9 protein-coding genes and 1 tRNA gene are annotated in these 14,522 nt (G+C 32.2%); 6 read left to right on the forward strand and 4 right to left on the reverse strand.

All coding sequences use genetic code 11. The features are described 5' to 3' along the window. Positions 1-61: 61 nt before the first annotated feature. On the reverse strand, positions 62-1,465 hold the full coding sequence (locus FN795_RS00455) for a type III PLP-dependent enzyme domain-containing protein (protein ID WP_035643715.1): 1,404 nt from the start codon (positions 1,463-1,465) through the stop codon (positions 62-64). A 297-nt stretch (positions 1,466-1,762) separates the two neighbouring features. After that, a complete protein-coding gene (gene aroB / locus FN795_RS00460) occupies positions 1,763-2,830 on the reverse strand; it encodes a 3-dehydroquinate synthase (RefSeq protein ID WP_142448768.1) in 1,068 nt (355 codons plus the stop codon). Positions 2,831-3,100: 270 nt separating this feature from the next. Here aroB and FN795_RS00465 point away from each other — a divergent pair, with 270 nt between their 5' ends. Then, complete coding sequence (locus tag FN795_RS00465) at positions 3,101-4,270, forward strand: proline dehydrogenase family protein (RefSeq protein ID WP_142448769.1); 1,170 nt, start codon at positions 3,101-3,103, stop codon at positions 4,268-4,270. 90 nt (positions 4,271-4,360) lie between these two features. Here FN795_RS00465 and FN795_RS00470 read toward each other — a convergent pair whose 3' ends face one another. After that, the gene (locus FN795_RS00470) at positions 4,361-6,151 is read right to left on the reverse strand and encodes an ABC transporter ATP-binding protein (protein ID WP_142448770.1); all 1,791 of its coding nucleotides are present in this window, start codon (positions 6,149-6,151) and stop codon (positions 4,361-4,363) included. 263 nt (positions 6,152-6,414) lie between these two features. Here FN795_RS00470 and FN795_RS00475 point away from each other — a divergent pair. From FN795_RS00475 to FN795_RS00485, 3 genes are all read left to right on the forward strand, one after another. Beyond that, positions 6,415-6,492, forward strand: a tRNA-Val gene (locus tag FN795_RS00475). Between the two features lie 416 nt (positions 6,493-6,908). Further along, positions 6,909-9,296 (forward strand): arylsulfatase, encoded by a 2,388-nt coding sequence (locus FN795_RS00480; RefSeq protein WP_142448771.1) that lies wholly within the window; start codon positions 6,909-6,911, stop codon positions 9,294-9,296. 356 nt (positions 9,297-9,652) lie between these two features. Further along, entirely contained in the window at positions 9,653-10,768 is a 1,116-nt protein-coding gene (locus tag FN795_RS00485) for a nuclear transport factor 2 family protein (protein WP_142448772.1), read from the forward strand. Between the two features lie 99 nt (positions 10,769-10,867). Here FN795_RS00485 and FN795_RS00490 read toward each other — a convergent pair whose 3' ends face one another. Beyond that, positions 10,868-11,794, reverse strand: coding sequence for a DUF2268 domain-containing putative Zn-dependent protease (locus FN795_RS00490; RefSeq protein WP_142448773.1), 927 nt, complete (start codon positions 11,792-11,794; stop codon positions 10,868-10,870). Between the two features lie 561 nt (positions 11,795-12,355). Between FN795_RS00490 and FN795_RS00495 the strand changes: the two genes are divergently transcribed. Both FN795_RS00495 and FN795_RS00500 read left to right on the forward strand, forming a co-directional pair. Next, the gene (locus FN795_RS00495; protein WP_244289929.1) at positions 12,356-13,024 is read left to right on the forward strand and encodes a GNAT family N-acetyltransferase; all 669 of its coding nucleotides are present in this window, start codon (positions 12,356-12,358) and stop codon (positions 13,022-13,024) included. Between the two features lie 210 nt (positions 13,025-13,234). Continuing rightward, positions 13,235-14,428, forward strand: coding sequence for an outer membrane protein assembly factor BamB family protein (locus FN795_RS00500; RefSeq protein WP_142448774.1), 1,194 nt, complete (start codon positions 13,235-13,237; stop codon positions 14,426-14,428). Positions 14,429-14,522: the final 94 nt, after the last annotated feature.

The following is a 14,522-nucleotide window of genomic DNA, read 5'->3' on the forward strand; positions in this document are numbered from 1 at the left end:
TTTCTGCTGTATGCAAATTAATCATTTTTCAAATATTAACATTTAATTTGCAATTATTTTTTTACATTTTTTTCTTGTATCCTAAAATCTTCAATACATCATCAGAAGTTTGTTGTTCTGAGAAAACTTCTGTTGCCAGAATTCCGTTTTCATCACGATCAATTAAAATGTGTTTTGGCTGTGGAATCAAACAGTGATGTAAACCTCCGTAGCCTCCAATTGTTTCTTGATACGCACCAGTATTAAAGAAACCAATATACAATGGCTTTTCTTTGTTGTATTTAGGCAAATAAATGGCGTTCATATTTTGTTCTGAGTTGTAATAATCGTCACTATCGCAAGTCAGACCACCTAATAAAACCCGTTCGTAAGTATCATTCCAGCGATTGATTGCCAGCATAATAAAACGTTTATTTATAGCCCAAGTATCTGGCAAAGTTGTAATGAAAGACGAATCAATCATATTCCATTTTTCTCTATCATTTTGTTGTTTTTGATACAAAATCTGATAGATTGCACCGCCGCTTTCACCAACTGTAAACGAACCAAATTCTGTAAAAATATTTGGAACATCCACTTCAGCTTCTTCACAAGCAATTTTAATTTGATTGATAATTTCATCAATCATATATTGATAATCATATTCAAAAGCAAGCGAATTTTTAATTGGGAAACCACCTCCAATGTTCAAACCATCCAGAGTAGGGCATTCCTTTTTAAGTGCAATGTATACTTTAATACATTTTACAAGCTCATTCCAGTAATATGAAGTATCGTTAATTCCGGTATTAATGAAAAAGTGAAGCATTTTAAGCTCTAATTTGTCATTTTCCTGAATTTGTTTTTTATAGAACGAAACAATATTTTTATATCCAATACCTAATCTTGAAGTATAAAACTCAAATTTAGGCTCTTCCTCAGCAGCAATACGAATTCCAATTTTGAATTTTCCTTTGATTTCGCCCTGAAGCAAATCAAGTTCTTCATAATTGTCAATAATCGGAATAGTATTTTTATGTCCGTTATTAATTAATCGTGCAATATTGCTGATGTACTCGTCTCTTTTAAAACCATTGCAAATAACGTATGTACTTTTGTTGATTTTTCCGTTTTCCAACAAATTCTCAACAATATTAACGTCAAATGCAGACGAAGTTTCAATATGAATGTTATTTTTAAAAGCTTCATTCATAATATATTCAAAATGAGAGCTTTTTGTACAATAGCAATAGTAATATTTTGCTTCGTATTTATTCTTTTCCATTGCTTTTCTGAACCAAGACTTTGCCTTGTTGATGTTTTCAGAAATTTGAGGTAAATATGTAAACTTTAAAGGTGTACCATATTGTTCAACCAATTTCATCAAATCGATATTATGAAACTGAAGGTTGTCCTTGTTAAGTTTAAATTCCTCTTGTGGGAAATAGTATGTTTGGTTTATTAGATCAGAATATTTTGTATTCATTTAATTTTCAATATTTTAATTTGTATTTAAATTTAGTAAAAACGACGCTAAATTTAAAATTCAAACCCTAATATTGGCAAAAATAATCGGCAGTTTTTCGTGCTCGGCTTTTGAACATAGGAAAACATCAAAACAAAACGGACTTTTACTATTATAAAAACGGTTCAGCATTCTCAATAAAGAACTGTTGAGTCTGTTTCTGTAAGAGCTGAAATGTCTTTGTTTTCTGTTTGTTTTCATCGAGGCAAATGTAAAAAATAATATATACCTAAAGCAATGCTTTTGATTAAAAAATATTTAAGATTTATAATCTTGAAACGCTTCTAGAATTAATTTATTTTCAACTGATTGGTTAATTTTTATCTTTCCGATTCCTTCAATTAATGCAAATTGAATTAAACCGTATTCATTTTTTTTGTCATGAATCAGCAATTCTAATATTGGATCGATGTCATTTTCATTAAAAATAATGTCATCATAAATTCCTTTAATTACGGTTTTGATTTCTCGATATTCTTCTTCAGAAATTAAATTCTTCTTTAATGAAATATAACCTTCTAAAATCATTCCTGCAGCAATCGCTTCTCCGTGTAATAAAGTTGTTTTTTCTTCGCTTTCTAAAAAATAGCCTTCAATTGCATGCCCTAAAGTATGACCAAAGTTTAAAGCTTTACGAATGTTTTTCTCTGTGGGATCCTGAATAACAATTTCATTCTTAATTTCAACTGAACGATAAATTAATTGATCTAGTTCATCAAAAACGATTGATTTTAAATCTGAGAATTGTCTCCAATAAGGCGCATCATAAATTAAACCGTGTTTTAACATTTCAGCTAAACCGGAACGCATTTCGTTTTGTGGCAAAGTTTCTAAATATTCGGTATCGATAAGTACCATCTGCGGAACATTAATTACACCAATCTGATTTTTAAGATTTCCTAAATCAACGCCTGTTTTTCCACCAACAGAAGCATCAACCATCGATAATAAAGTAGTTGGAACATTTATAAAATCAACTCCTCTTTTAAAGGTAGAAGCAACAAATCCGCCCAAATCAGTCACGACACCACCACCGACATTAATCACAAGCGATTTTCTATCAGCTCCTAGTTCTGTTAAAATATTCCATATTTCAATACAGGTTTCAATATTTTTATTGGCTTCTCCTGCTTCAAATTCAATAATTTCAATTGCTAAATCTGTTTCCAGCATTGGAATAAATTTAGGAAGACAATGTTCATTTGTCTGATCATCAACGATTATGAAGATGTTTGAATATTTATTTTCTTTTAAGTGTTTATTTAAGGCTTCGTATGCATTTTGGTTGAAATGCACCAGATAGTTATTCGCTTGTATAGACTTCATAATTTCTTTGGTTATTTGAAAGCGCAAAAATAAGGCATTTTAAGCTAAATAATATTCAAACTTTACCTCTAATTTGTTTTAAAATGAATCATTCTAAATTGCGCAACATTACTATGTTTCTGGATTTAAAGCATAATTCTAAAGAAGCAGTAAAATTTTACTTCATAATTTAATATTCCTTTTCTCTACATTGATGATTTAGAAAAATTTCACACGATTTCGTAAAGAATATTCAAAACACTCTATATCTTTGCATAAAAACTAAACTTAATGGAAAAAATATTCGATAACACTCAGGTTGCATTTTCGCTAAAGAGTGATACAGAACTTGATAGAGCTTACTTTCTTTTTAAAATGATTGACAGTGAACCGCTTGTAAGAATTGGAACAGCTGTAACAAATTTTGCAATTAAAGCGCATCTTCCTGTTGAAGGATTAATTAGAGCAACTGTTTTTGATCACTTTTGTGGTGGTGTAAACGAGAATGACTGCCTTACTGTAGTAGATAAAATGTTTACAAAAGGTGTATCGTCTGTACTTGATTATTCTGTTGAAGGAAAAGAGGAAGAAGAGCAGTTTGATGCCGCTTTAGAAATGACTTTAAGGACAGTAGAGTTTGCTAAAGAACGTCTTGCTATTCCGTTTGCGGTTTTTAAGCCAACAGGTTTAGGTCGTTTTGAATTGTATGAGAAATTAGGAGAAAAACAAACTTTGTCTCCGGTAGAACAAGCAGAATGGGATAGAGTAGTAGCTCGTTTTGACAAAATTTGCAGTGAAGCACACAAAAAAGATGTTGCGTTATTGATTGATGGTGAAGAAAGCTGGATGCAAGACGCCGCTGACGATTTAGTGACAGATATGATGCGCAAATACAATAAAGAAAAAGCTATTGTATTCAATACATTACAAATGTACCGTTGGGATCGTTTGGATTATTTGAAAAAATTGCACGATGTAGCAAAAACAGAAGGTTTTTATATTGGAATGAAACTGGTTCGTGGTGCTTATATGGAAAAAGAACATAAAAGAGCTGAGGAAAAAGGATATGTTTCTCCAATTTGTGTTTCTAAAGAAGCAACAGATGTAAATTATGATGCAGCTGTTCAATATATGTTGGAACATTTAGATACTATGGCGATTTTTGCAGGAACGCACAACGAATTGAGTTCATACAAACTAATGGAAATGATGGCTCAAAAAGGAATTGCTAAAAACGACAACAGAATTTGGTTTGGTCAATTATACGGAATGAGCGATAACATTAGCTACAACTTAGCTGAAAATGGATATAATGTTGCAAAATACTTGCCATTTGGACCTGTAAAAGATGTTATGCCTTACTTGATTCGTCGTGCAGAAGAAAATACTTCTGTAGCAGGACAAACAAGCCGTGAATTATCAATGATTAAAGCAGAAAGAAACAGAAGAAAAGGTAAATAATTTTAGTTTTCCGTTTTCTGTATCAGGTTTTACAGATATAAAAAAAGCTCCAATGTAAATTGGAGCTTTTTTATTTTATTTAAATTTCTCTTATGAATTACTAAACTGAAGATTACTCAGGTTTTTATAAATTCCGTTTTCAAGATTTATCAATTCCTGATGCGTTCCTTCTTCCGAAATTTTTCCATTGTCCAAAACAAGGATTTTATCTGCATTTCTAATAGTAGAAAGTCGGTGTGCTATTATGATGCTGGTTCTTCCTTCCATTAAAACTTCTAACGCTTCCTGAACCAGTTTTTCGCTTTCGCTGTCTAATGATGATGTTGCTTCATCCAAAATTAATATACTCGGATTTTTAAGTAATGCTCTTGCTATCGCAATACGCTGACGTTGCCCGCCAGATAATTTTACTCCACGCTCTCCAACTAAAGTTTCAAATTTTTCAGGAAAACCTTCTATAAAATTGAATGCATTTGCCTGTTTTGCAGCAGCTATAATTTCATCTTCAGAAGCATCTGGTTTTCCATATGCAATATTTTCTCTGATTGTTCCTCCAAATAAAATCACATCCTGAGGCACAATACTCATATTGCCACGTAGATTTTCTAAATCATAGTCGTGAATATTTTTCCCATCAACTAAAATTTCTCCGTCTGTAATATCATAAAAACGCAATAATAAAGAAGAAATAGTAGATTTCCCCGCGCCACTTGGTCCTACAATCGCTATTTTTTGACCAAATTCAGCTGAGAAATTAACGTCTTTCAAAACTTGAACTTCTTTTCGGGATGGATAATGGAAAGCAACATTTTTAAACACTACATTTCCTTTGATTTTTTCTACAGAAGATGCATGAGGATTTGCATTGATTGCTTCAGGAGTTTCTTCTAATAATTCAAAAACACGTTCTGTTGCCCCAACGGCTTTTTGGATCTGTGCATACATTTCAGCAATTCCTCCAAAAGAAGCTCCAATAAAAGTGGTGTAAAGAACAAACGAGATCAAATCTCCAACGCCTTCAACTTCACCTTTTATAGTTAGTGTAATTCCGTACCAAACTACAGCAACAACACATCCGAAAAGGCATAAAATAATAAACGATGCAAAATAACCTCTGTATTGCCCGCCTTTAATTGCAATTTTTACGATTTCTTTGATCTTGTTTTTATAACGCTGAATTTCGTACCATTCGTTTGCAAAAGCTTTAACATTGCTTATTCCTTGTAATGTTTCTTCAACAATTACCTGGCTTTCGGCTACTTTATCTTGTGTCTTTTTTCCGTATTTACGAATAAATCTTCCAAATATTACAGCAGCAACGGCAACAACTGGAACAATCGCTAACATCATTAAAGTCAATTTTGGACTGATGCTTCCTAGAATTACAAATCCACCGATGATTAGAATAAATTGACGCAGAAATTCAGCAATTGTTGTTGTAAAAGTGTCTTGTAATTGCGAAATATCAGCGCTGATTCTACTGTTTAGTTCTCCAACACGCTTTTGAGAATAGAATGACATTGGCAATTTTACCAAGTTTTCATACAATGCAAAACGAATATTCGATAATGAATTTTCAGTAAAATTGACAAACAGCGAAATTCTGAAAAAAGAAAAAATCGCTTGTAATGTCAAAATTCCCATTAATGCAATGGCAATTTCATTTGCTTTATCAAGATCTTTATTTGTAACACAATCTACAAGCATTCCCATTAATTTAGGGAAGGCGAGGGCAGTGGCGCTGGTCAATAAAAGGAAAATCAAGCCAAGGAAAAATTTCCATTTGTGATTCTTGGCATATTTAAAAATTCGGAGTGCTTTTTGAAGGGAGTTAGAGTCTAATTTAGCTTTCGGTAAATCGTTTTCTTGAAATCTAGCCATTTGAATATACTATTAAGATATGCAAATGTATGATTATAGCAAGTGAATACAAAAGAATATTATGATTTAGAGTTTGTGTTTTCTGTTTTTAACTAAATTTAAGAAAATGAAGATTTTTTTAGTTTTTTAAAACACTGATAAATAGCTTTCTAAATATTTTATTGAAATTATTTTTCATTTTTTTCTAAAAAACACTTGCAAATACAAAATCTAGCTGTATATTTGCACTCGCAATCACGAAATGATAGCAGCCTAATAAAATAGGGCGATTAGCTCAGCTGGTTCAGAGCACCTCGTTTACACCGAGGGGGTCGGGGGTTCGAACCCCTCATCGCCCACCAAGAAACTCCTTAAGAAATTAAGGAGTTTTTTTATTGTTATATTTTACATTATTTTTTTATTAAAACAAATAGAAAGAGAATTTTCCCAAGATAACTTAATTTGAAATTCTTTTTAACTGCTGTAAAAAATAATTCCTAAACAGGTTAATAAAAACTACCAAAAATTCCAAAACTCCAAAGTCAATTGATTTTGGAGTTTTTTTTTTGATTCGAAAACATTTAGTTAGATTTTGTGAAATTTAGGACTATCTATCATTTCTATTTTCTCCTTATCTCAATCTGAGTATAACTTTATAAATCAAACTTGCTGTATCTAAGAAAAAAAATGTAAATTTATACGTCAAATTGCTGAATTTCAACAATTAAGACTTACTTCCCTTTGTTTTTCTAATAATCTAATTTAACTAAAAAAGATCATGAAAAAAAGCTTTTTATTTACAGCACTCCTGGCAATACTGGCATTTAGTTCAGGAAATGCTCAGGAAAATTCTTCACAACAAAATTGGCCAGACAGAACTGTTTTACCGATTGAACCCTATCAAAAGGTAGGCAAAGTAGCGCCTACAATTAAAGATTCTGATCCAATAGATTGGCCAAAAGAAATAAGTGCGCCAGAAGGAGCTCCAAACGTATTATTGATCATGATTGACGATGTTGGATTTGGTGCAAGTTCTACTTTCGGAGGCCCTGTTCCAACTCCCAACTTTGATGCTTTGGCTAAAAATGGACTAAAATACAATCGTTTTCATACAACAGCAGTATGTTCTCCATCAAGAGCAGCTCTTATTACAGGTAGAAATCATCACACTGCAGCAACCGGTATTATTATGGAATTTTCGACTCCATATCCTGGTTACAACAGTTTAGTACCGCGCAGTGTTGCCACGATCGGTAAAATTTTGACTGATAATGGTTATGGCACTTCATGGTTCGGAAAAAATCATAACGTTCCAGACTGGCAATCCACTCCAGCCGGACCTTTTAATTTATGGCCAACAGGTTTAGGATTTGAATATTTTTACGGTTTCCTTGGTGCCGACGCACATCAATTTAGACCAGCGCTTTTTGAAGGAACAAAGCCAGTTGATCCGTACTTTAAAGAAGAAAAAGTAGATCCGGATTATATTCTGGATCGCGATTTGGCAGATCACGCCATTCATTGGATTCAAACACAAAAAAATGTTTCACCAAATAAACCATTCTTTGCCTACTATACACCTGGAACAGCGCATGCGCCACATCAGGCTCCAAAAGAATGGATTGCAAAATTCAAAGGGAAATTTGATCAGGGTTTTGATAAACAACGTATTGCGACATACGAAAATCAGAAGAAACTAGGTATTATCCCACCTGATGCATTATTAGCCGCTACTCCACCAGAATATCAAAAATGGGATGCACTGTCTCCCGGCATGAAAAAAGTAGCCGCAAGAGAAATGGAAGTTTACGCTGGAATGTTGGCTTATTGCGACAATCAGATTGGAAGAGTAATACAATCTATCAAAGATTTAGGAGAACTGGACAATACCATGATTATTTTTATAATGGGTGATAATGGTGCGAGTGCCGAAGACCCGACAGGTCAGGGGCTGACAAGTGAAATTGGTATTATGGTCAATGGAGAAGTTGATACTGAAGAGTTCATGCTAAAACATTTGGATGATTTTGGCGGTCCCTGGATGGCAGAACATTATTCTCAAAGTTGGGCACACGCCATGAATACGCCTTTTCAGTGGGATAAGAAAATTGCTTCTCACTTAGGAGGAAGCCGTACCGGAATGGTCATTTCCTGGCCGGCAAGAATTAAACAAACTGGTCAGATTAGAAGTCAATTTGCTCATATTACAGATATTGTACCCACCATTCTCGAAGCAGCAAATATTCCTCAGCCAAAGAAAGTAGACGGTTTTGATCAAACTCCGATGGCAGGAAAAAGTCTTGTCTATTCATTTGACAATGCAAACGCGCCTGAAACACACAAAACCCAATATTTTGAAGTAATTGCTAATAGAGCTTTTTATAAAGATGGCTGGTTGGCTAGTACTACACCAAAAAATCTTCCATGGCAAGGTCATCCCGTGCCATCTGAAGATCCTGTAAAAGATTATAAATGGGAATTATACGATCTTACAAAAGATTTTAGTCAGGCCAATGATATTGCAGCAAAAAATCCAGAGAAGCTAAAAGAAATGCAAAAAGCCTTTATGGAAGAAGCTGAAAAATATAAAGTTTTTCCTTTTGACGATCGCTATATTGATCGAGTAAATCCTGAAAATCGTCCGAATTTAAATAAAGGCAGAACACGATTTACCTATCATCAAGGTACATCACGTATTACAGAAGGAATGGCGCCAAATATGAAAAATACTTCATTCAGTATTACTGCCGAAGTTGATGTAAAAGCCGGACAAGAAGGAATGATTATCACACAAGGTGGTTATTTTGCCGGTTTAGCTTTAATGCTTCAAAAAGGAAAACCAACTTTCGCTTATGCATTTTCTCACTATCCTAACCATAAATGGAGAATACAATCGCCAACAGCTTTAACAGCAGGAAAACATACCATTGTTGTGAATTTCGATTATGCTGGCGGTGGTGTCGGAAAAGCGGCAAAGGCGACTATATTGGTTGATGGCAAAAAAGTGGCAAGCGGAGATATTCCTAAAACGGTCCCAAGTAGATTCTCTGCCGATGAAACTTTAGATGTGGGAGAAGATTTTGGTACTCCGGTAGACAGAACTTACGATGCACCGTTTACTTTTCAAGGTAAAATTGAAAAAGTTACCATTGATCTGAAATCTTGATTTTTAATTAAATATTATAATTAAAGCTTATTCTTAATATTAGTGATAGGCTTTTTTTTACGATGAATAGGTTTGTAAAGACCACAGAATTTAAAAACCTCCAAAGTTTTTTGATTTTGGAGGTTTTTACTTTATATATGTTTCAAGAATTTCAGGTCTTACATTTTCATAATATTACTGCAGATAGAAACACATTAGATGAACACGAGATATATTGTGGGCATTGTGTTTCTGAATTGCAAGAAAAACTACTCCGAAGTTATAAATCCGTACTCCTGATATTATAAATATGGAATGATTTAAAAATTAATCAATATAGTTTTGAGAAACATTTTTAAATCTATAATCCAAAGTTTATGAAAAAAATCTTTTCCGCAATCTTACTTGTTCTACTATCAAATTTATCTTTTTCACAATCAGAACAGTCTCTAATTGAGAACTGCATTCAAAATTATATTGAAGGCACATCTTATAACAAACCAGACAGTATTAGTAAGGCTTTTTATTCTGAAGCCAATCTTTTTTTAAGCCACAAAGAAAAACCTTTATGGATAGTTCCGAGTTCAGAATATGTAACCTGGTTTCAAAAAGGCAACAAAGGAGAATTTAACGGTCGTATAGGCAGAATCATCTCTATAGAATATTTTAATGATATCGCTGTAGCAAAAGCCGAAATTCTTATTCCTGAAAGAAAACAAGAATTTATGGATCTGTTCTTACTGAAAAAAATTGAAGGTGAATGGAAAATAATTAGTAAATCCGCAAGCAGTAAAGCAAGTAATAAATCAGGTAAAAAAATATTATTCATTGTTTCTAATGCACATTATTACGGAAATTCTACAATTTCAACTGGTAATAGTTTTGCCGAAATTGTAAACGCTTATAACACTTTTATAAATTCAGGTTATATTGTTGATTTTGTGAGTCCAAAAGGTGGAGCTATTCCTTTAGCTTATATTGATACCTCTGATAGCTTGCAAAAACAATATTTATATAATGAAGACTTTATGTATGCGATAAAACATACTGTAAACCCAAAAGAAATTGATTATAAAACTTATAAAGCCGTTCATTATATTGGAGGCGGAAGCGCAATGTATGATGTTCCTGAAAACTCGGACATTCAGCACATTACTATGCAAATTTATGAAGATAATAACGGTATTATTTCTTCGGTATGTCATGGAACGGCGGGGATTGCTAACTTAAAAACTAAAAATGGCAAATTCTTAGTTGAAGGAAAAAAAATAAGCGGTTATCCTGACTCTTTTGAAAAACAAGATGGTGAATATTTTAAACACTTTCCGTTTTTAATTCAGAAGACAATTGAAGAAAGAGGAGGGGATTTTAAATTCTCAAAGAGAAATGAAGATTATGTTGAACAAGACGGCCGAATTGTTACAGGACAAAATTTTCAATCCTCAAAAAGTGTTGCTTTAAAAATTATTGAATTGATTGAGAAAAATAAATAAGCTATTTTATTAATAGTTAAAAAAGATATTTAACCAAAATGGTTTGATAGGCTTACAAAAAAACTCCTTAATTTCTTAAGGAGTTTTTTTACCATTTTATTAAAAAAACGCATCAAAACTTTCTTTTTTTGATTTTTGATATCTTTCAATATACACATCTAAAAAACCACTTTGTTTCAAAAACTGTATTGGATCTTTTATATTTAGTATTTCTTCAACTGCTTTTTGTTTGTCTTTCTGTTTATTAAAATAAGATTCAATTATTTTATAGCCAATCCAATATCCTAAATCATTTGGCCTGTCATCTTTCTTAGTCGTTTCATATAACCAATCTTTATATTCAGGATTTTTTAATCTCGTTACAAATTCATCGCATAATTTATCTAGGTTTTGGTCTCCATATTTATATTCAAACTTATTTATGGATTCTCCCGAAATAAGTTCACCAATAAAATCAGCGCCTCCTTCAAGTAAACACCATTTCAACAACATATCTTTACCTTCAATTTTTTGCTGATAATGAATAAGTTCGTGTGCAATTAAACCTGAAACACCATCCAGATTTTTAAGTTTTTCAGTTCCAATAATAATTCCATCAGGAGAAGAAGTTCCGCCTGAATTAAATCTTCCATAAACAAAATAAATTGGAGGAAATTTTGCCTTTGGATACCAATATTTTAAAGCACTATAAATGGCTCTAACTCTCTTTTCTTTGGATGAAATACCGTCCAAAACATTTCTTGAAAGTTCATAATCTGCTTTTCTTTTTTTTACAACTGTAAAAAGAGAATCGGCATTGATTATTCTGTTTTCTGTAAATCCTTTAACACCTTGAGAACCTTTTTGCATGTATTCAATAAACGGATTTTCTTTTGATTTGCCCATTTTGTCAAATGCTTCCCAAAAATTCTTTGAATCTTTTGTTTCAAAAACAGCATCTAAAGGATTGTCAGAGAAATTAGTTTGCGCACAAATAAAATTAGAAAAAATAATAAAAAGTGTTGTTAGAATAAGGTTTGACTTCATATCTGCTTTATGTTTATTTTCATAACGTTAAATTTCTAAAATTAATACTTTGACACTGAATTTCCTTATCCCTAATTTTATAAAAAAGATTTTGTCTTTTTACGCTTAGTCCTATCGCGAAAAAGCATTTTGAACTACTCCAGCCAAGCCGAGTGTTACGATATAAAAATATTCCTTTCATTTTGAAAGGCCAATCTTATCATTTTGATAGCTTTTTAAAACACATAGGTCTTTTGTATTTTGCAATACATTGATATTTAAACACTTATTTTCTTTTTTTTATTCTGGCATGCCCTTTGTTTTTACTCGATAAATCAATTTAAATTAACACCAAAACAGGATATAAATTAAAAAAATATGAAAACAAATAAAACAAGAAGCAAGGAGATTACAAAACTATATGTATCAAATAAATCTTTGCAAAATAAAGATAGGTTTATCAATTTAATGGTCTTTGCCATAGTTTTCTTTACAGCTGTTTTGTTGATTTCTCAAATTGTCTAACTCATATAACTTGAAACTTTCAATTTGTATTTCAGCATCTTAATATCTAAAACTATCATGAAAATTGTAAACCCCATAATAGATCCTAAAATAAATCTAACAAATAAAAATCTCTTTTTTTCAAGCTCATTTCGCAACAGAACAACATTTTCAGTTGCTGAAGAGACAGAAGAATTAGTTGAATTTACTATTGAAAAAGCCAGATCTACTCATACTTTTTGGATCAAAGAAATCTGCGATGTGACATTTTCTTCTGCGGTAGCCCGAGGCACTGGAATTTCTGGTCGTTCTCCTGAATTTCTTGAAACAAAAATAAATAAAGGTGAAGCTGTAATCGCTTTTGCCTCAGACGGGAGATGGGCTGGGTTCTCTTTTATTACTTCTTGGGAGAATGGAAAATTTGTTTCTAATTCCGGACTAATTGTAGCGCCTGAATTCAGACATACCGGACTTGCAAAAAAAATTAAAAGAAAGATTTTTGAGCTAAGCCGTGAAATGTATCCCGAGGCTCGTATATTCAGCTTAACTTCAGGTCTAGCCGTTATGAAAATGAATCATGAACTAGGTTTTGAACCGGTTACTTTTGCAGAATTAACTTCAGATGAAATGTTTTGGGAGAGCTGCAAATCATGTGTAAACTGTCCAATATTAATTAGTAAGGAAAGAAAAAATTGCTTATGTACCGCGATGCTTTTTGATCCAAAACAAAGTACTCCAGTTATCTAATAAAAAAGAAAATACATAGCAATTCAAAAAAAATTATAACATTTTATTGCTTTGAACTAGGAATACAAGCCAGCACCTGTAGATATTCTAATTCACAAAAAAAGAACTAATAACCTCTAGAACATTTTAATTATATTTGACATGGAAATTTATTTTTTTGGCAAATTTATTGCTGAACAAATAAATCAAATCATCAAACCAAATCTTAAAATGAAAAAAAATCTAATAACTCTTTTGTTTGTATTTAGTGTTATAAATATTTTTGCACAAACGACAACCAATTCAAAACCAGCTGAGAATAATGCGTCAACACTCACTGACGCTGTCTCTAACAAATCGATAAGCCCACTAAAAAAAGTTCCATTAGACGAAGCTTCAATCTTGCTTTATGATTACGATGGTACTCTTTTTTCCTTTGATTTAGAATCTGAAACGATTGTTTGGACTGTAAAAGCTTCAGATTCGCATACCGAAATGTGTGCAAATGCTGTAACGCTGCAGGATGGCGTTGTATATGTACCGTTTGTAAATGGCGAAATTTTCGCAATTGATAATCAAACAGGTACTCTTTTTTGGAAATCAAGAATCGGCAATATAACAGATCAAATTGTACTAAAAGACCAGGCTCCAACTATAAATAATGGAAAACTGTATATTACAACTCAAACCCAAAACAGCAGCATTTATGCTCTTGATATCAAAAACGGAAGTTTAGCATGGAGTTGCAAACTAGATGCTTTACAGAATCATGCTCCGGTTCTTAGTTTTGATAATAAAGTATTTACTCAAAGCGGATCAACTTTTTATTGTTTTGATGCCAATACAGGAAAAATCATTTATCAAAAAACTTTTGATGAAGCTATAACCGGAAAACCTGTTACAGATGGAGAAAATGTGTTTGTTGCAACTGAAAAAAATACACTTTTTGCTTTAAGTCCGAATAAAGCAGATATTTTATGGGAATTTAAATTTGATGAAAACCAGAATAATATCAAGAATCGAATCTTTTGCAAGGATAAAAAAATATATTTTGCAGCCCAAGGTTCAAATGTGACTTCTGTATATGCTGTTGATTCAAAAACTGGAACTCAGTTATGGAAAACTGATTTTAAAGACGATAATATTGAATACATCACTCAGGAAAATGATAATTTATGGGGATATACCCAAAAGAAGAAACTTTTTCAAATACTTTTAGACAATGGAGAAATCGTATTAGACAAAAAGTTAACAACCATGCCGATTTCAAATATCGAGTTTCCAGTTGATGACAATCTACTGCTTTATTATTGCGATGCCGGCCTTATTTCATACGATTTAAAGGAACAAGACGAAAACATGATGTATATGCGAACCTCAATTAAAGATGATGTTTATAGTGCATTTATAAAAATTATTAGATAATGAAATAGCATCAAAAAAAACTCCCTGATTTCTCAAGGAGTTTTTTTTATTTCTCACCATAAATTATTCAGGTATTTGAGTCAATTACAACATT

Source organism: Flavobacterium resistens (assembly GCF_900182645.1).
Taxonomy (GTDB): domain Bacteria; phylum Bacteroidota; class Bacteroidia; order Flavobacteriales; family Flavobacteriaceae; genus Flavobacterium; species Flavobacterium resistens.